This window comes from Ralstonia sp. 25mfcol4.1, from assembly GCF_900104095.1.
Classification (GTDB): Bacteria; Pseudomonadota; Gammaproteobacteria; order Burkholderiales; family Burkholderiaceae; genus Cupriavidus.
Genome location: NZ_FNJO01000002.1, coordinates 325,935 through 343,079, shown reverse-complemented (window position 1 = coordinate 343,079; position 17,145 = coordinate 325,935). Strand labels below are relative to the sequence as shown.

General features: G+C 68.7%; 14 protein-coding genes. 10 read left to right on the top strand and 4 right to left on the bottom strand.

Annotation, left to right across the window (positions count from 1 at the left end; translation table 11 throughout):
• Positions 1–270: 270 nt before the first annotated feature.
• Positions 271–3,642 carry a diguanylate cyclase gene (locus BLQ58_RS04665; protein ID WP_092595032.1) on the bottom strand — a complete coding sequence of 1,124 codons (3,372 nt, stop codon included), beginning with the start codon at positions 3,640–3,642 and terminating at the stop codon, positions 271–273.
• A 328-nt stretch (positions 3,643–3,970) separates the two neighbouring features.
• Here BLQ58_RS04665 and BLQ58_RS04660 point away from each other — a divergent pair, with 328 nt between their 5' ends.
• The 4 genes from BLQ58_RS04660 (at position 3,971) to BLQ58_RS04645 (ending at position 8,290) form a co-directional block, all read left to right on the top strand.
• Positions 3,971–4,381: a nuclear transport factor 2 family protein gene (locus BLQ58_RS04660; protein ID WP_092595030.1), complete on the top strand. Its 411-nt coding sequence runs from the start codon at positions 3,971–3,973 to the stop codon at positions 4,379–4,381.
• A 135-nt stretch (positions 4,382–4,516) separates the two neighbouring features.
• Positions 4,517–5,395, top strand: a complete 879-nt coding sequence (locus tag BLQ58_RS04655) for a c-type cytochrome (RefSeq protein ID WP_092595029.1) — start codon at positions 4,517–4,519, stop codon at positions 5,393–5,395.
• 165 nt (positions 5,396–5,560) lie between these two features.
• Positions 5,561–6,028, top strand: coding sequence for a (2Fe-2S)-binding protein (locus tag BLQ58_RS04650; RefSeq protein ID WP_092595028.1), 468 nt, complete (start codon positions 5,561–5,563; stop codon positions 6,026–6,028).
• 9 nt (positions 6,029–6,037) lie between these two features.
• Complete coding sequence (locus tag BLQ58_RS04645) at positions 6,038–8,290, top strand: xanthine dehydrogenase family protein molybdopterin-binding subunit (RefSeq protein WP_092595027.1); 2,253 nt, start codon at positions 6,038–6,040, stop codon at positions 8,288–8,290.
• Between the two features lie 85 nt (positions 8,291–8,375).
• Here the strand turns inward: BLQ58_RS04645 and BLQ58_RS04640 are convergent, their stop codons facing one another.
• Positions 8,376–9,173, bottom strand: coding sequence for an anti-sigma factor family protein (locus BLQ58_RS04640; RefSeq protein WP_092595025.1), 798 nt, complete (start codon positions 9,171–9,173; stop codon positions 8,376–8,378).
• Complete coding sequence (locus BLQ58_RS04635; protein WP_092595023.1) at positions 9,160–9,789, bottom strand: RNA polymerase sigma factor; 630 nt, start codon at positions 9,787–9,789, stop codon at positions 9,160–9,162. Before BLQ58_RS04635 ends, BLQ58_RS04640 begins: the two co-directional genes overlap by 14 nt.
• Before the next feature lie 179 nt (positions 9,790–9,968).
• On the opposite strand from BLQ58_RS04635, the gene BLQ58_RS04630 reads away from it, so the two are divergent.
• The 6 genes from BLQ58_RS04630 (at position 9,969) to BLQ58_RS04610 (ending at position 14,548) form a co-directional block, all read left to right on the top strand.
• Entirely contained in the window at positions 9,969–10,862 is an 894-nt protein-coding gene (locus tag BLQ58_RS04630; RefSeq protein WP_092595021.1) for a metallophosphoesterase family protein, read from the top strand.
• 71 nt (positions 10,863–10,933) lie between these two features.
• On the top strand, positions 10,934–11,263 hold the full coding sequence (locus BLQ58_RS04625) for a cupredoxin domain-containing protein (protein WP_254775819.1): 330 nt from the start codon (positions 10,934–10,936) through the stop codon (positions 11,261–11,263).
• 71 nt (positions 11,264–11,334) lie between these two features.
• Positions 11,335–11,469 carry a hypothetical protein gene (locus tag BLQ58_RS29655; protein ID WP_302847626.1) on the top strand — a complete coding sequence of 45 codons (135 nt, stop codon included), beginning with the start codon at positions 11,335–11,337 and terminating at the stop codon, positions 11,467–11,469.
• A gap of 173 nt (positions 11,470–11,642) precedes the next feature.
• A complete protein-coding gene (locus tag BLQ58_RS04620) occupies positions 11,643–11,927 on the top strand; it encodes a transcriptional regulator (RefSeq protein WP_092595019.1) in 285 nt (94 codons plus the stop codon).
• Between the two features lie 111 nt (positions 11,928–12,038).
• Positions 12,039–13,328, top strand: a complete 1,290-nt coding sequence (locus tag BLQ58_RS04615) for an MASE1 domain-containing protein (RefSeq protein ID WP_092595017.1) — start codon at positions 12,039–12,041, stop codon at positions 13,326–13,328.
• A complete protein-coding gene (locus BLQ58_RS04610) occupies positions 13,325–14,548 on the top strand; it encodes an alpha/beta fold hydrolase (protein ID WP_092595015.1) in 1,224 nt (407 codons plus the stop codon). Before BLQ58_RS04615 ends, BLQ58_RS04610 begins: the two co-directional genes overlap by 4 nt.
• A 19-nt stretch (positions 14,549–14,567) precedes the next feature.
• Here the strand turns inward: BLQ58_RS04610 and BLQ58_RS04605 are convergent, their stop codons facing one another.
• Positions 14,568–16,895 (bottom strand): patatin-like phospholipase family protein, encoded by a 2,328-nt coding sequence (locus BLQ58_RS04605; protein ID WP_092595014.1) that lies wholly within the window; start codon positions 16,893–16,895, stop codon positions 14,568–14,570.
• Positions 16,896–17,145 lie beyond the last annotated feature (250 nt).

The following is a 17,145-nucleotide window of genomic DNA, read 5'->3' as shown; positions in this document are numbered from 1 at the left end:
CGCACGAACGACCCTGGGGGAGGGCTGCGCTGCCGGGCCGGATGTCGTACGGCGGCGGCTAGATTGCACGAGCCGTGCCAGCCCGGTTGCAACTGGATACAGATGTAAAACGATGAATACAAAGGGATTTTTGAAGCGGCGCCGGCGCACTGTTCGGAAATCCGGACGCCGAACGCAAAACGCCGTCCGGATTTCCGAACGGCGTTGAAGGGGAATGTGGTGTCGGGCGCATGCTGCACTGCGCAAGACCTGCGCCGTGCGCGCTCCGGATCAGGCCGGCAGGCCCTCGCAGGTGTCGAGAAAGGCTTCCAGCGGCATCGGCTTGCCGATGGCGTAGCCCTGCGCGTAGTCCACCCCGATGGCCCGCAGCGTATGGAGCGTGCCTTCGTCCTCGACCCATTCGGCCACGGTGCGCACACCCAGGCGATGGCCGATGTCGTTGATCGAGCTGACGATCTCGCGGTCCACGGCATTTTTGGCGAGATTGCGAATAAAGCTGCCGTCGATCTTGAGATAGTCCACCGGGAACTGCTTCAGGTAGGCGAACGACGACAGGCCGGCGCCGAAATCGTCCAGCGCGACGGTGCAGCCCGCGCTGCGCATGTCGGCCACCACGCGGCTGGCGGCGGTCATGTTGTTGATCAGCGCGGTCTCGGTGATTTCCAGCCGGATGCGGTCGGCCGGCAGGGCCGAGTCTTCCAGTGCGGCGTGCAGGAAGGGCAGCAGGAACGGCTCGCCCAGCGAGTTGGCCGACAGGTTGATCGACACCGACAGCCCCGGCACGCTGGCCAGGCGGTCGCCGTACTGCTGCAGCACGTTGCGGATCACCCAGCGGTCGATATGGCCCATCAGGTCGTAGCGTTCGGCAGCCGGGATGAACGCGCCCGGCATGATGAGCGTGCCCTGTTCGTCCACCATCCGCACCAGGATTTCCACGTGGCGCGAATCGTCCTGGCCCGGACGCAGCGAGCGGATTTCCTGCGCGTACAGCCGGAAGCGGTTGGCTTCCAGCGCCGAATGGATGCCGGCGGCCACCTCCAGTTCGCGATGATGGCGGCGTGCGTCGCTTTCGTCACGGCGATAGACCGACACGCGGTTGCGGCCGGCGGCCTTGGCGGCGTAGCAGGCCACGTCGGCACGGCTCATCAGTTCGCTGACAGGCGGCACGTCGCTATCGATGGCGGCGATGCCGATGCTGGCGCCCACATCGTAGACGCGGCCGTTCCACGGAAAGCGCCGCTCGCGCACGGCGTCGATCACTTTCATGCAGACCTGCTCGGCGTGTTCGATGCTGCAGTCCTTGAGCAGCAGCGCGAATTCGTCGCCGCCCAGGCGCGCCAGCAGGTCGTCCGGCCGCACCTGGTGGCGGATCACGTAGCCCAGTTCGCGCAGCAGCACGTCGCCGGCACCATGGCCGGCCGTGTCGTTGACGATCTTGAAGCGGTCCAGGTCGATAAAGCAGAGCGCGGCGCGATGGCCGTGCAGCCGGGCGCTCTCGCAGGCTTCGCGCAGGCGCTTTTCGAACCAGGCGCGGTTGGGCAGGCCGGTCAGCGCGTCGTGCGTGGCCGAGTGGGCCAGTTCGCGCTGCAGCGCCCGCGACGTGGTGATGTCCTGGAACACCAGCACGGCGCCCAGCACGCTGCCGTCGTTGGCCAGCACGGGCGCGGCCGAATCCTGCACGTCATGGCGTTCGCCGGTCAGGCTCTGCAGCACCGCGCCTTCCTGAAGGTAGGCCGGCCGCAGCGTTTCCAGGCATTGCTCGACCGGGCTGGGGATGACCAGGTCGGTGTCTTCGTCGACGATCCGGAACACCTGGTCCAGCGGCTGGCCCATGGCGGCGTCCAGGCTCCAGCCGGTCAGCTGCTCGGCAATCGGGTTCATGAAGGTCACGCGCATGACGCGGTCGGTGCAGATCACGGCATCGCCAATCGAGCGCAGCGTGATGTGCAGGCGTTCCTTTTCCTCGAACAGCGCCCGGTTCAGGTTGCGCTGCTCGGTGATGTCCCAGTTGGTGCCCACCAGCGCCCGCGTCGTGTCGTCCTCGTGGCGCGAAATGGTGGCCATGGCGCGCACGTGGCGGATCTCGCCGGTGGGCCGCACCACGCGGTATTCGGTGTCGAAGCGCCGCACGCCACGGATGGCCTGGCGCATTTCGGTGCTGACGCGGCTCACGTCCTCGGGGTGGACCATCGCGATCCACTGGGCCAGCGTGGGCGGCCCCAGCTCGGGAGCGGTGCCGTGCAGCGCGTGCATGCGGGTGTCCCAGGTTATGGCCGCCTGCGTGAAATCCCATTCCCAGATGCCCACGCCGCCCGCTTCCACGGCCAGCTGGGTGCGGCGCGTCAGCTGTTCCAGCTGTTCCTGCGCCAGCTTGCGCGTGTGGATGTCTTCCACCTGTGCGATGAAATGGTCGGGCTGCCCGGTGTTGTCGTCGCGCACCAGCGACACCGCCAGCAGCGTCCACAGGTAATGCCCGCTCTTGTGGCGGTAGCGTTTTTCCAGACGATAGGAGTCGATCTCGCCGGCCAATAGCCGTTCTACGAGCCTGAGGTCGGCTGCGAGGTCGTCGGGGTGGGTCATCAGCTGGAACGGCAGGTCGCGCAGTTCGTCGGCGCTGTAGCCCAGCAGGTCGACCATGGCGTGATTGACCATCTGCCAGCGCCCGTCCATGCCCACCAGCGCCATGCCGATGGCCGAGTGCTCCAGCGCCTGGCGAAAGCGCCGCTCGCTGCTGCGCAGTTCCAGCCGACCCTTGCGGTTCTGCTCGGTCATGAACGCGATGCAGACCGGGAACACCATCAGCAGCGCCCCCGACAGCGGCACCGAGCGCGAAGCCAGGAATTCCGTGCCCGAGACCAGCCCGATGCATTCGGCGGCCACTGCCGACAGCAGCGTAAGCAGCGCCGTGGCAAACGGGTTGCTGGCCAGCGCGACGATGACCAGCGGCAGCGACATCACCACGAACGGGTCGTGCCCGGCGCGGATGGCGCCCGCGCCGATGGCCACGCACAGCGCGAACAGCCCGGTCAGGCGCAGCAGCATCGGGCGCTGGCAGGTGGCCCGCACGCGCTCGCGCGACAGCGACACCATCAGCGGCAGCAGCATCACCATGCCGATGGCGCCGGCATTCCACCAGTTCCACCAGACCTTGGGAAACGGCGTGCCATAGCGCGCCGAGATGACCGAGGCGCCCAGCAGCCCGCTCAGGGCCGGCCCGACGGTCGACGCAATGCCGAGCGTCAGCGCGAAAGTCGTCAGTTGGCCGGGACGGGCCAGCGCCTGGCGGCCTACCATGACCTGCAGCAGCACGGCCGACCCGGCCAGTTCGGCCAGGTTGGCGGCCGACAGCAGCAGCGCGGCGCCCAGCGGATGGCCGGCGACGACCACGTCGGCGGCGATGTTGGAGGCCAGCATGGTTGCCAGCAGCGCCGGCGCCTCGCGGGTGGGGCGGTGCAGGAGCATGCCCAGGCCAAAGGCGTTGGCCAGCCACACGGCCGCCGCGTGGCCCGGCATGCGCGCCAGCCACAGGCCGGCCAGCGCCAGCAAGAAGTAGCCCGCAGCCGCCAGCAGCAGCGGGCGCCAGTTGCCGAGGCGTGCCATGGGCGGAAGGTTCGAAGGGGGCGCGGCCCTGTCAGGCGTCATCAGTTTCGGGTTTCCTGGGGCGCGCCTGGCGCGCCGAAAGCCATGCCGGCAGGAATGCAATGGCCGCACCCTGCCCAGCGTAGGTGGCACTGTAGTCGCGCCAGGCGGAATCTGACGGCCGGGATAGGGGCATCTGCATGGCTTTGTTGGGACTGGCGCCGCAGGCCGAAAGCTGGTATGGCGGGCGGCGCCTTGCGGCGTGGGCGGCGCCTGGCGGAGGAATCGTGGCGATTACCTGAGGCGTAATCGTGCTGCGGCCGGCGGGCATCCATGATGAGGCCATGACGTGATCCACCCCTGCAGGTCCTCAACCACAAGGAGAAATGCCATGACCGCCGCCATCGCCCCGAACGCCAGCGCCGCCACGACCGACCTGGCAGAACTGGCCGACCGTTACCTGGCCGCCTGGAACGAAACTGACGCCGTCCGCCGCCGCGCCCTGATCGGCCGGACCTGGACCGAGTCGGCCGTGTACGTGGACCCGCTGATGCGCGGCGACGGCCACGCCGGCATCGACGCCATGATTGCCGGCGTGCAAGCCCGCTTCCCCGGCTTCGTGTTCCGCCGCGTATCGCCGGTGGACGCCCACGGCGCCAACCTGCGCTTTACCTGGGAACTGGGCCCGGCCGGCGAAGCCGCGCTGGTGGTGGGCACCGACTTTGCCACGATTGCGGACGATGGCCGCCTGGCCGGCATGACCGGCTTTATCGACCGCGCCCCGGCCGGGCTGGCGGCCTGACCGCCGCGCGTATCCCCCGGGCTGGCGGCGCCGGCGCAGCTTCTGTACGATCCCGCACGGAACACGAAGCGCGCGCCCGTTTCAATCGGGTGGCGCAACCTGCGCTTTCTCGATGGCCGCTCACGGGGGATACCCATGGACGTCAAGCGATTCTTCCGCATTGCCAGCTCCGCGCTGGTTGCCTTCGTGGTGTTCGTGGTGCTGGCCGTGGGCAGCACGTACTGGTGGGGCGGGCGCAAGCTCCAGCGCAAGATCGACGTGGCCGTGCAGCCGGTGACGATCCCGACCGACGCCATGGCCATCGCCCATGGCAAGTATCTGTTTGAGTCGCGCGGGTGCGCGGACTGTCACGGCGGCAAGGGCAACGGCCGCCAGGTGTTCGATGAATCCAACGGATTCCGGGTATTCGCCCCGGACCTGACCCGGGCCAACCCCGATATCGCCAGGTTCCAGCCCCAGGACTGGGACCGTGCCATCCGGCATGGCGTGGCGCCATCGGGCCGGCCGCTGCTGGTGATGCCCAGCGAGGATTACAACCGGCTGTCCAACGAAGACTTCGGCGCGCTGGTGGCCTATGTCCAGAGCCTGCCGCCCGGCCCGGGCCGGCCCGGCGAGGTGCACTTGCCATGGTTCATCCGGGGCATGTATGGCGCCGGCGTGATCAAGGACGCCGCCGAGAAGATCGACCACAGCCTGCCGCCCGCCGCGCCGGTGGTGGCCGCCGTGAACGCGCAGTACGGCGCGTACGTGGCCAATTCGTGCAAGGGCTGCCACGGGGCGGAACTGCGCGGCGGCCATATCCCCGGCGCGCCGCCCGACTGGCCGCCCGCCGCCAACCTGCAGCCGGGCGGGGCGATCAAGCACTACCCCGCGGCCGAGCAGTTCGTGGCGATGATGCGCACCGGCAAGCGGCCCGACGGCACCGACGTCAGCCGCGTGATGCCGTTCACCGCCTTCGCCAAAATGAACGACACCGACCTGCAGGCGCTATATCTGTTCCTGAGCCAGAAATAATCCCGGTTATGGTGCTCACAGCATGATGTGAGCGGGACTGCGCAAGCTTTTCATATTTCTACTATGCTCCACGGGTTCGCCGGGTGGCCAGGGATCGTTTTTGCCATTGGCCTGGCGTGACGCGCGAATAACCGACTGGGCCAAGCACCCAAGGAGCATCCCCAAATGACGACCCTCACCCTCAACGGCAAGACCGTGGAGGTGGACGCCGATCCGTCCACGCCACTGTTGTGGGCCCTGCGCGACAACCTCGGCATGACCGGCACCAAGTTCGGTTGTGGCATGGCCGCGTGCGGCGCCTGCACCGTCCATATCAACGGCCAGGCCACGCGCAGCTGCGTGATGCCGATCTCGGCCACGGCCGGCAGCAAGATCAGCACGATTGAAAGCATGGGCGACGACCCGGTCGGCAAGGCCGTGCTGGCGGCATGGCTCAAGCACGACGTGGCCCAGTGCGGCTACTGCCAGAACGGCCAGGTGATGAGCGCCGTGGGTCTGCTGCGCAGCAAGCCGAGGCCCACCGATGCCGACATCGATCAGGCCATGGCCGGCAACGTCTGCCGCTGCGGCACCTATCAACGGATTCGCGCGGCGATCAAGGACGCCTCGCGCGCCATCGCCGTCAAGGCATAAGGGGCTGCCATGCGTATTCGAGGTATCGAGGCCCTGGCGGGCGGCAGCGGCGCGCCCGCTGCGCAACCGGAAGCGGCAGCCACGCTGTCGCGGCGCAGCTTTCTGAAGATGTCGGGCCTGGCGGGCAGCGGGTTTGCGCTCGGCATCGTCGGCGTGGATGCCGCGCTGGCCCAGCAGGCGCCGGCCAAGCCGGTGGCGCCGCCGCAGGCATTCCTGACGATCGCGCCGGACAACACGGTGACCATCGCCGTGAACCGGCTGGAATTCGGCCAGGGCGTGCATACGGCGCTGCCGATGGCGCTGGCCGAGGAACTGGACGTCGACTGGAAGAACGTGCGTGCCATCCTGGCCCCGGCCGGCGATGCGTACAAGGATCCGATGTTCGGTATCCAGATGACCGGCGGCTCGACGGCGCTGAACCACTCGTTCGAGCAGTACCGCGAACTGGGCGCGCGGGCACGGGCCATGCTGATCGGCGCCGCCGCGCAGAAGTGGGAGGTCGATCCGGCCAGCTGCACCGCGTCGATGGGCGTGGTCACGTCGGGCAACAACCGCGCCACTTACGGCGAACTGGCGCAGGCGGCCATGGGCCTGCCGGTGCCGGCCCAGGTCAGGCTCAAGGACCCGGCGCAGTTCCGCATCGTCGGCAAGCCCACGCCGCGCCTGGACGCCGCATCTAAGCTGCACGGCGACCCGGTGTTCGGCATGGACGTCCGGCTCAAGGACATGATGGTGGCCGTGGTGGCTCACCCGCCGCGCTTTGGCGGCAAGGTCAAGTCGTTCAACGCAGACCGCGCACGCAAGATCAAGGGCGTGGCCGATGTGATGCTGGTGAACACCGATCGCGGCGGTTCGGGCGTGGCGGTGGTGGCCGACGGCTACTGGCCGGCCAAGACCGCGCGCGACGCGCTGGACATCGTCTGGGAAGACGCCGGATCGACGGTCAGCACCGCCGCGCTTTTCGACCAGTTCAGCAAGCTGGCCGCGCAGCCGGGCATCGTGGCCAGGCCGCTCGAAGGCGGCAATATCGACACGGCGCTGTCGGGCGCGGCCAAGGTCATCGACGCCGAGTATCGCGTGCCTTACCTGGCCCACGCGCCGATGGAGCCGCTGAACTGCACGCTGCAGCCCGAGGTGGCCGGCAACAAGGTGACCGCCGTGAAGGTGTGGGTGGGCTCGCAGTTCCAGACCATCGACCAGGGCGCCATCGCGCGCACGCTGCAACTGTCGCCGGAAAAGGTCACGCTGAACACGATGATGGCCGGCGGTGGCTTCGGCCGCCGCGCCGTGCCGACGTCGGATTACCTCGTGGAATCGGCCAACGTGCTGCGCGCCTGGGTGGCCAATGGCCATACCGAGCCCATCAAGGTGATGTGGAGCCGCGAGGACGACATCAAGGGCGGCTACTACCGTCCGCTGCACGTCCATCGCGCCCGTATCGGCGTGGACGCCCAGGGCAAGGTCGTTGGCTGGCAGCACACCATCGTCGGCCAGTCGATCATCACGGGCACGCCGTTCGAGCCGATGATGGTCAAGAACGGCGTCGACGCCACGATGACCGAAGGCATCGTCGAGAACGACTACGACCTGCCGCTGCAGGTGCACGTGCATCATCCGAAGGTGGATGTGCCGGTGCTGTGGTGGCGCTCGGTGGGCAACACCCATACGGCATTCGTCAAGGAAACGCTGGCCGACGAAATGGCCACGGCCGCGAAGCAGGACCCCGTGGCCTGGCGCCTGGCGCGTCTGGACGAAAAGAAGCACGCGCGCCATCGCGCCGCGCTGCAGCTGGCCGTGGACAAGTCCGGCTACGGCAAGAAAAAGCTGCCGAAGGGACATGCCTGGGGCGTGTCCGTGCACGAGTCGTTCGGCTCGGTGGTGGCGTATATCGTCGACGTATCGGTGGTGAAGGGCGAGCCGCGCGTGCATCGCGTGACGGCCGGCGTGCATGCGAACCGCGTGGTCAATCCGCTGACCGCCGAGGCGCAGGTCCAGGGCGGCTGCGTGTTCGGGCTGTCGATGATCAAGCCGGGCTTTGCCATCGAGATGGAAAACGGCATGGTCAAGAACAGCAACTTCCCCGACTATCCGCCGCCGCGCATGCCTGACGCGCCGGTGGTGGACGTGTTCTTCGTGCCGTCGAACGACAACCCGACCGGCCTCGGCGAACCGGGCACGCCCGGCATTGCCCCTGCCGTGGCCAACGCGCTGTTCCGCCTCACGGGCAAGCGCCAGCGTCAGTTGCCGTTCGTGACGGCCTGATGGCGGTTGGCTGCTGAAGGCCCGCTTCCCTCTCCCGCGACGCGGGAGAGGGAGCAAAACCGGCGCTGCTCACCGCCTCACCGCCTCACCGCCGCTCCCCATCCTCCGCATTGCGCCACGCCTGCACGAACTTGCGCAGGTCGCCGGCCGACGCGTCGGTGATCGCCACGTAGCGCATGCCGCCGGCCGTCCAGCTTTCCAGCTGGTATCCCTGCCGGACCCGTTCTCCCACCCCGGCGCCTGTGCCCGGCAGCACGAAGACGTCCACCGGATGCTGGCGGCGCTGATAGACCAGCACGGCCACGCGCTGCCCGTCGACAAAGTCCACCCGGCCACCGACCAGCGGAAAACCGGCCGAAGCCAGGTCGCGTACATCGGGCGCGTAGTCGATGCGGCCGTTGAACCACGGCTTGACCGTGTGCTGGTCGGTCGAGACCACGTCGCTGGCCCGGTTCGAGATCAGTCCGCGCACATGGCTGGCGACGATGCTGCTGGCCAGCAGGTCGTCCGGCGACGGCCCGGTGTTGTACTGAAACAGGCTCAGGCCCACGGCGGCTGCCGTCACGGCGGCCAGCGCGGCATTGACGGGGGGCGACCATGCGAACCAGCGGCGCCAGCCGGCCGGTGCGTCGGATGAAGGATCGGCGAGCGCGCTCTCGGCGGGTTCGGGCAGGGCGTCGAGAATGCGGGCGCGCAGTTCGGCCGGGGCGCGGTGATAGGTGGCACCGCGCCGCGTGGCACGATGCAGCGCCTGCAGGTGGCTCAGCGCCTCCACGCAGCCGTCGCAGTCTTCGAGATGCCGTTCCAGTCGGACGCTGTCGGCCGCGCCCACCTCGCCGTCGGCGGTGGCCTGCAGCAGGTGGCGGGCTTCATTGCAATCCATGGCGCCGGTCTCCTGCGGGGGGAATGGGGTCGTCGGGGTTCAGGCCGGTGGCGGCCGGCAAGCCGGTGGCCGCCTGCTGCGGCGTGCCGTCGCGCAGCGCCACCACGGCGGCGGCGAGCATGCGGCGGCCGCGCGCCAGCCGTGACATCACGGTGCCTACCGGAATGTCGGCAATGCGCGCGATGTCGCGATAGTGCAGTTCCTCCAGTTCGCGTAACACCAGCACCTCCCGAAACGCCACCGGCAGCCGCTCCAGCGCCGCGTGGACCAGCCGCACGTCTTCGTCGCGCAGCAGCCACTGCTCCGGATCGCCGGGCGCGCCGTGCCAGTCGGGCAGGTCGGCATCGAGCAGCGATTCGTCGTAGCCCGTTTCCGCAGCCGCGCGCCGCTTCTGCCAGGTGGTGAACCACGTGTTGCGCACGATGGCCAGCAGCCAGGGCCGGGCCTGGTCGCCCCGGAAGCCGCCGAACAGCCGGAACGCGCGCAGGAAGGCCTCCTGCACCACGTCGTCGGCATCGCCCGCATTGCCACACAGCCAGCGGGCGAGGTTGTACGCGGCATCCAGGTGCGGCAGCACCAGCGTGTCGAATCTGCGGCGCGTGTTGGCGGCGTCCAAGTCAGTCCTCAAGGGGCGGATCGGCAGGGCACTGCGGCATGGGGCGTCTCCCGTGTATTACCGGCGCTGGGCCGATTCTATTCCCGCCGGCCGACGCGCGCCAACGGGGTAGACCCGCAGGGAATAATCGCCGGGCCGCCCCGGTATGACAGTCACCATCCACCCAAACGGAGACGGTCATGAATGGAAACTGGAGCCGGCGCGACATCCTGCGCCTGGCAGGTGCGGCCGGCGGCGCCGTGTTCGCATCGGCCCTGCCGGGCTGGGCAGCCGGGCGCGATGACGACTTCGTGTTCGTCCAGCTGTCCGATGCGCACTGGGGGTTCGAGGGGCCGCCCAATCCCGATGCGCGCGGCACGTTGCCCAAGGCCGTGGCGGCGGTCAACGCATTGCCGCAGCCGCCCGATTTCGTGATGTTCACGGGCGACCTGACCCACACGACCGACGATCCGTCCGAGCGCCGCCGCCGCATGCGCGAATTCCGCGACATCATCGCCCCGCTGCGCGCCGGGGCCGTCTACCTGATGCCGGGCGAGCACGATGCCAGCCTGGACAACGGCGCGGCCTACCAGGAGCTGTTCGGGCCCACGCACTACACGTTCGACCACAAGGGCCTGCACGCGATCGTGCTGGACAACGTGTCAGACCCGGCCGGGCAGGTGGGCGAGGCCCAGCTTGCGTGGCTGGCCGCCGACCTCGCGAAGCAGCCGCGCGACGCGCGTATCGTGCTCTTCACGCACCGGCCGCTGTTCGACCTCTATCCGCAATGGGACTGGGCCACGCGCGACGGCGCCAAGGTAATCGACCAGCTGATGCCGTACCGGAACGTGACGGTGTTTTACGGGCACATCCACCAGGAACATCACCGCATGACCGGGCATATCGCGCACCATGCGGCGCGCTCGCTGATGTTCCCGCTGCCGGTGGCGGGATCGCAGCCACGCCGCCTGCCGGTGCCTTGGGACGCCGCGCATCCGTACCAGGGTCTTGGCTGGCGCGAGGTGAACGCCACGGCGTCGCCGGGCAAGGATGCATTCAAGCTGGCCGAGCAGCCGGTGATCGGGAGGGCGTGATGACGAACCATCCGACCGATCCGGCCGATCGCCCCGTGGTCGCGGGCCGGCGCCGGATGCTGGCACAGGTCATGGGCCTGATGCTGGCCGCCGCCGTCGTGCCGGTGATGGGCGGGGCCGCCGCGCCGCGCGTGATTCCGATGCGCGCGCGGCGCTTCGTGTTCATCCCCGACAAGTTGACGCTCAAGCCCGGCGAGACCGTGGTGCTGGCGGTGACCGCCGAGGACGTCGTCATGGGCTTCTCTGCACCGGATTTCTCGGTCCGTGCCGACCTGCCGCCGGGCAAAGCGGTGGAGGTCAGGCTGACCGCACCGAAGGCGCGCGGCACCTACACCTTCCTGTGCGACATCTTCTGCGGCTCGGGCCACGAGACCATGAGCGGCACGATCAGCGTGGCGTAGCGCAGCCATACACGCGAAGGGGAAGGGAAGCCATCCGGGGCGGCGCCGCCCAGGCCGATATCCACCGCCCGATGCCTGCCGTAGCCGTGCCGACCACCACCCCCGGCGGCACGGGCGGGATGGCGCGGGCGCGGGAGCCGGTACAGCCCCCGGGCGGCCACCAGCACGACGACGATGGCCAGCGCCACGGCCGGCGGCGAGGCTAGACAATCGCGGACATGGGTTCGACATCCATCACTTGACTCGACAAGGATAGTTCGCGCACCTTACCGGCGACATGCGGGGATACGCCGGGCCTATTCCTGTTTATTTCAGCGTACGATGCCAGCGCAGTCGTGCATCATCGGGCTTGCGGCCAACTTCTCTCAGGCAGACCACCATGGAAACCCAGGAAAGCACCCTGACCCTCGCATTGCTGACGGTGCCGGCCCGCGCGGCCATCTGCCGTGCCTTGCTGGAAGCCGACGAAGATTGCCTGCCCGCCATTGCGCTGGCCGAGGTGTCCGGCGTGACACTGCGCCGCGCCGCCCACCATTTCCAGGAGATGGTCCAGGCCGAGGTGCTGGCCCTGGTCATCCGCGACCACCAGGTCTGCTATTCGCTCAAGGCCCGCCGCGCGGTGCGTGAGGCGCTGGAATTCGTCGATCGCAGCGGCCTGAACTGACTGTGCCGTTTCAGGCGCTTTTTTAAGGCGCCGGTCAACTGGCCGGCGTGGTTCGCCGTTCATTCAGGGCGACCGGCCTTTGCCGGGTGCGCCTTGCATCAGGAATCCACCGTGAAATTCTCGAACCGGATCGTGACGCTGCCGCTGTGGGCGATCCTGTATTTCGTCTTTGGCTACGCGTCGCACAAGATCAACGGGCCGTTCTCGGCCACCGGCTATATCTGGCTGCCGGCCGGCGTGACCGTGGCCGCCTTCATGCTGGCGCCCGCCCGCCGCTGGGTGGAACTGGGGCTGGCGTTCCTGGCCGCGCAGATGCTGCTGGGCGTGGTGGAAGGACGCGAGGCGTTCCGCATGCTGCTGTTCTCGCTGGACGAGATCGGCTTTGCGGCGCTGGCCGTGGCACTGGTCCACATGATGCGGTTCTCGCTCGAAGGACTGGCCTTCCTGCGCGGCGTGCTGGTGGCCGCGGTGGTCAGCAGCGTGGGCGGCGCGGTGTTCGGGGCGGGCTGGTTCTGGCTGTTCCTGGACGTGCCGTTCTGGGCTACGGCCAAGGTCTGGGCCGCCGCCGACTTCGTGGGTGTGCTGATCGTCACGCCGGTGTTCGCGGGCTGGGCGCGCTTCAGCGCGGCCCGTTCCGGCGGCCGGCGCCGGGGCGAATTCCTGGCCGGCATCGCCGCGCTGCTGGCCGTGCTGGTGACCGCCGCAGTCGTGTTCGACGGCACCCGCATCGTGCAGCTGTCGTTGGACGTGGCCTATGCGCTGACCTATATCCCGCTGTTCTTCGTGGCGATCGCGGCGCTGCTGCTGGGCGGGCGGGGCGGATCGGTGGCGGTGGCGCTGCTGTCGGCGCTGGTACTGGTCAACACCGCCCAGGGAGATGGCCCGTTCGCCGACACGGCGGTCTACCACGGCAATTCGCTGCTGGTGGCCCAGCTCTACCTGGCCGTGGCCGCGCTGCTCACGCTGCTGATCAGCACGCTGCGCACCGCCCGCGAGCAGCTGCACGAGGCCGCGGCGAGCCGCCAGAACGACGTGGAGCTGGCCCTGGCCGCCAGCGGGCAACTGGTCTACAACCTCGACCCGCATAGCGGCCGGCTGCGCTGGAGCGGCAGTGTCGAACAGGCGTTTGGCGTGGTCGAGCCGGCCTTCTCCACGCTGGACGACGTGCTGGCCTGCGTGCATCCCGACGACCGTGCCGAGGTGCGCCGGCGCTGGCTGCGCGAAAGCGATGGCGAGGTGCGCGGCGATCTGACGTTCCGGCTGCTGCTGCCGGTGGGCGCCACCACCACGGTGGTGGACATGAGCGGCCCGCTGCTGGACGGCGACGACTCCGTGGCGCTGATCGCCGGAGCCTGGCGCATCGTCGCCAGCCACGATACCGAGGGGCGGCGGGCGGCATGACGACCGAACAGGCGCCGCGCGTCGGGGCCTTGCTGATCCACGGCCTGGGCGGCACCCAGTACGACCTCGGACCGATGCACAAGGTGCTGCGGCGCGGCGGCATGGAAACCCACGCCGTCACGCTGCCCGGCCACGGCGGTACGCCCGAGGACCTGCTGCACGTGCGGGCCGAGCAGTGGATCGAGTCGGTCACGCAGGCTTACGACACGCTGGTGGACCAGTACGACACGTTCCACGTGATCGGCATGTGCATGGGCGCGCTGCTGGCGGTGGCGCTGGCCGAACGGCGCCAGCACAGCAAGGGCAAGCTCGTGGCGCTGTCCGCGCCGGTCTATATCGACGGCTGGTCAACCCCGCCGTACCGCTGGCTGCGGCACGTGGTCTACCACCTGCCCGTGCTGCCGGGCCGCATCAAGGTCGAGGAAAACGAGCCGTTCGGCATCAAGAACGATCTGGTGCGCGCCATCGTCAAGGCCAAGTTCGAGCGCGGCGACAACTTCCACTATCGCTGGGTGCCGCTGACCTGCATCCGCCAGGTGGATCGCCTGCGGCGCTGGGTGCTCGATGGCGCACGGCGCGTGCGCTGTCCGACGCTGGTGGTGCATGCGCGCGAGGACGAACTGACGTCGGTGCGCTCGGCCGACTTCCTGCTGGCGAACGTGCCGCAGGTGCAAGGTGTGGTGGTCGAGAACAGCTACCACATGATCTGCGTGGACAACGACCGCGAGCAGGTGATGGCCAGCGTGGCCGGATTCCTCGGGCTGGATGCCGCCGCGGGGCGCGTGCGGACGCGCCGCGCCGTGGAGGCGCCGATGGCCGTAGAGGCCGTGCAGGCGCTGGTGCAGGATTACCTGGCCGCGCTGACCTCGCGCCATTTCGAGGCGATCTATCCGCAGCTCGATCCGGCCATCGTCTGGCGGCATGTGGGCGATCACCCGCTGGCGGGCGAGTATGGCGACCGCGATGCCGTGATCGGCCTGTTCCAGCGTCTGGCGCAACTGGCCGGCGACACGATCCGCATCGACGTGGCGGGCGCGCCGCGCATCGACGGGCAGACCGTGGAGGTGGATATCGGCGTGTCCTATCTGTTCGACGGCACGCCGATGCAGGGCCATGGCACCCAGACGCTGCAGCTGCGCAATGGCCGCATCGCCGCCGTCGAATACCGCTCGGCGATGGCGGTCGTCGGCCCGGCGGCGCTGGCCGGCCAGGGGGTCTGAACCCGCCGGCCGGCGCCCGTCAGAACACGCGGCCCAGCTGCAGGTAGATGTTCCAGACGCCCGCCGGGGCCGCCGCGAAGCCGAAGTAGAGCGGCCCGATCACACTGTTTCCCCCGATGAACGCGCTGGCGCTGGACTTGTACGGGCCGCTGCCGAAGTTGCGTCGTCGTAGCCAGACATCGCCGATTTCGAGGCTGGTGCCGAAGACCGTGCTGCGCAGCCCGGGCAGCGTGAACTCACGCAGTTCGTTCAGATAGGTCAGCCGCCCATACAGCAGGTAGTTGCCCGAGAACTGGTCCGGCGCATAGGCGGACAGCCGCTGGAAGCCGCCCAGCGTGAAGCCCAGGCCGCCGCTGACGCTGTTGTTCGAGCGGTGGTCGTTGTACGTCATGGCACCTTCGGCGGCGAGGTTCAGCGTGTGGCGGCCGTAGCTGCCGGCCCACAGCGCCTTGGCGTGGACGTCGTCGAAGCTGTTGTCGGCGCCGCCGAACGACAGCTGGTTGACCGCGTACAGGTAATAGCCCTTGCGCGGGAAGAGCGGGTCGTCGAGCTGGTCGATGGTCAACTGGGCGCGCACCACCGGCTGGCGCACCCGGGCACTGAACCGGCCGTTGGGCGCGCCGGCCAGCAGGTAGTCGGAGTCATAGCGCACCTGCTGATAGTTCGCGCCGAGGCGGAACTCGCCCAGGCGGCCAATCGGCAGGCCGAAGTCGATGCCGGCCTGGGCGGTGTCCACGCGCACGGCGGTCAGCGGCGTGGCATTGCGCTTGTCGCCGTTGTCCGGATAGATGTCCACGTGCTTGCGGGCATATTCCAGATAGGGCGCGATATAGAAGCCCAGCCGGTCGAATACGGGCTGGCGCAGTTCGGTATGCCATTTCGCCTGGTTGCTGCCCAGCACGATGTCGTTGCGCCATTCGAGCCCGCCCTGCGTGAGCCACGGGTAGCGGTGGCCGAGCTGCAGGTTGAAGGCGCCCTTGCCGTCGAACGTGGTGGACAGGCCGAAGCCGAACAGCAGGAACTGCGGGCCCCATGACTTTTCGTGCGCATCGACCTTGAGCACCGAGCGGCCATTCTCGGTCACCAGTTCCTGCGTCACGCTCTCGAAATCGCCACTGGTCGACAACTGGGTCAGGTCGTGGTTGACGGCGGCCGTGTCGTAGCGGTCGCCCTCGCGCACACGCAGGTACCGGCGCACGTACGACGCTGGAATGCGGCCCGAGGTGTGGACCTCGATCGCGTCGACACGGCGGAGTTCCGCGGTGGCAACGTGCGTGGCTCGCGACGCGATGTACTGGTCCCAGGCCTCGCGCGGCAGGGCCAGCCCGGCCAGCCGGGGCGCAATGGCGCCGGCTGCGGCATAGCCCAGCCCGATACCGTCGCCGGCGTGCGAGAAATCGGTGAAGGACAGCTTGCCCAGATCGGGCTCCAGGAGCACGTCGCGCGGGCCCAGCAGCGCCTTTTGCGCTGCCACGTTCTGGTTGGTCAGGATCGTCACCATCTGCTGGGTGACGGCCGCGGGGGAGTCCAGCGTGGCCGGATCGTCCAGCGGCGTGGCCACGTTGACGGCGATCACGATGTCGGCGCCCATGTCGCGCGCCATCTGTACCGGCAGGTTGCTGACCAGCCCGCCATCGACCAGCGTGCGCCCGTCCACCGCGAACGGCGCGAACAGGCCGGGCACGGCGGCGCTGGCGCGGATCGCGCGGGGCAGTGAGCCGTGGTCCAGCACCACGGGCGCGCCGGTGCCAAGATCGGTGGCGATCGTGCGGAACGGCACGGGCAGGGTATTGAAGTCGATGTCGCCGGGCCAGGCCGACGTCCAGTCCTGCAGCAGCGTCAGCAGCTTGTTGCCCTGCACCAGGCCAATCGGCAGCTTGACGCCATCCTTGCCAAGCCCCGCCGAAATGCCGATCGGATACTGGAAGCTGTCCTCCCGGAGCGTCTGCGGCAGTTGCGCGCGCTCGTTGCGGTCGAACACGATGTCGCTGAGGTTGACCCGGGACAGCCGGGTTTCCAGCTCGTCGGCGCCGATGCCGCTCGCGTACAGCCCGCCGACCACGGCCCCCATGCTGGTCGCGGCAATGCAATCCACGGGAACATGCATCCGCTCCAGCGCCTTGAGCACCCCGATATGGGCGTAGCCGCGCGCGCCGCCGCCGGACAGCACCAGGCCGATGCGCGGCCGGGCCGCCGGGACGCCATTGGCGCCATCGAGCCCATTGGCCGGGTCGGCGCCGCATGCCGCATGGACGTGCTGCCAGGACAACAAACCGACCAGGAACAGACCGAACAGGACAGCCCACCCCGGCGGGGCGCGGTGCGGCGCAATGGGTTGGCGAAACATGACGGTCAATTCGGTAAGGGCGGACAACGGTGGAGAACCCGTCTGCCAACGTCGCAGCGGGACTTTTCGTGGACATTGTCAGGGGATGCGGCCAGAAAGTGGCGATCTGGCGCCGAGAGAGGAAAAAAACCACCGGGTACGGGAAAACCCCCATTCAGCCCGCGTCTTGAAAACGAAATACCCCGTCCCTATAATTAGCACTCGCTGGGGGAGAGTGCTAACAGCCAGTTGGCGCCCGCCCCTGCGGTAT

Bases quoted from the DNA above. Each gene is read 5' to 3' on its own strand.
- BLQ58_RS04625 (WP_254775819.1), top strand. From the start codon at position 10,934: ATGGGCCTGATGCTGGCCGCCGCCGTCGTGCCGGTGATGGGCGGGGCC.
- BLQ58_RS04620 (WP_092595019.1), top strand. From the start codon at position 11,643: ATGGAAACCCAGGAAAGCACCCTGACCCTCGCATTGCTGACGGTGCCG.
- BLQ58_RS04645 (WP_092595027.1), top strand. From the start codon at position 6,038: ATGCGTATTCGAGGTATCGAGGCCCTGGCGGGCGGCAGCGGCGCGCCC.
- BLQ58_RS29655 (WP_302847626.1), top strand. From the start codon at position 11,335: ATGCCTGCCGTAGCCGTGCCGACCACCACCCCCGGCGGCACGGGCGGG.
- BLQ58_RS04605 (WP_092595014.1), bottom strand. From the start codon at position 16,895: ATGTTTCGCCAACCCATTGCGCCGCACCGCGCCCCGCCGGGGTGGGCT.
- BLQ58_RS04630 (WP_092595021.1), top strand. From the start codon at position 9,969: ATGAATGGAAACTGGAGCCGGCGCGACATCCTGCGCCTGGCAGGTGCG.
- BLQ58_RS04665 (WP_092595032.1), bottom strand. From the start codon at position 3,642: ATGACGCCTGACAGGGCCGCGCCCCCTTCGAACCTTCCGCCCATGGCA.
- BLQ58_RS04610 (WP_092595015.1), top strand. From the start codon at position 13,325: ATGACGACCGAACAGGCGCCGCGCGTCGGGGCCTTGCTGATCCACGGC.
- BLQ58_RS04655 (WP_092595029.1), top strand. From the start codon at position 4,517: ATGGACGTCAAGCGATTCTTCCGCATTGCCAGCTCCGCGCTGGTTGCC.
- BLQ58_RS04660 (WP_092595030.1), top strand. From the start codon at position 3,971: ATGACCGCCGCCATCGCCCCGAACGCCAGCGCCGCCACGACCGACCTG.
- BLQ58_RS04650 (WP_092595028.1), top strand. From the start codon at position 5,561: ATGACGACCCTCACCCTCAACGGCAAGACCGTGGAGGTGGACGCCGAT.
- BLQ58_RS04640 (WP_092595025.1), bottom strand. From the start codon at position 9,173: ATGGATTGCAATGAAGCCCGCCACCTGCTGCAGGCCACCGCCGACGGC.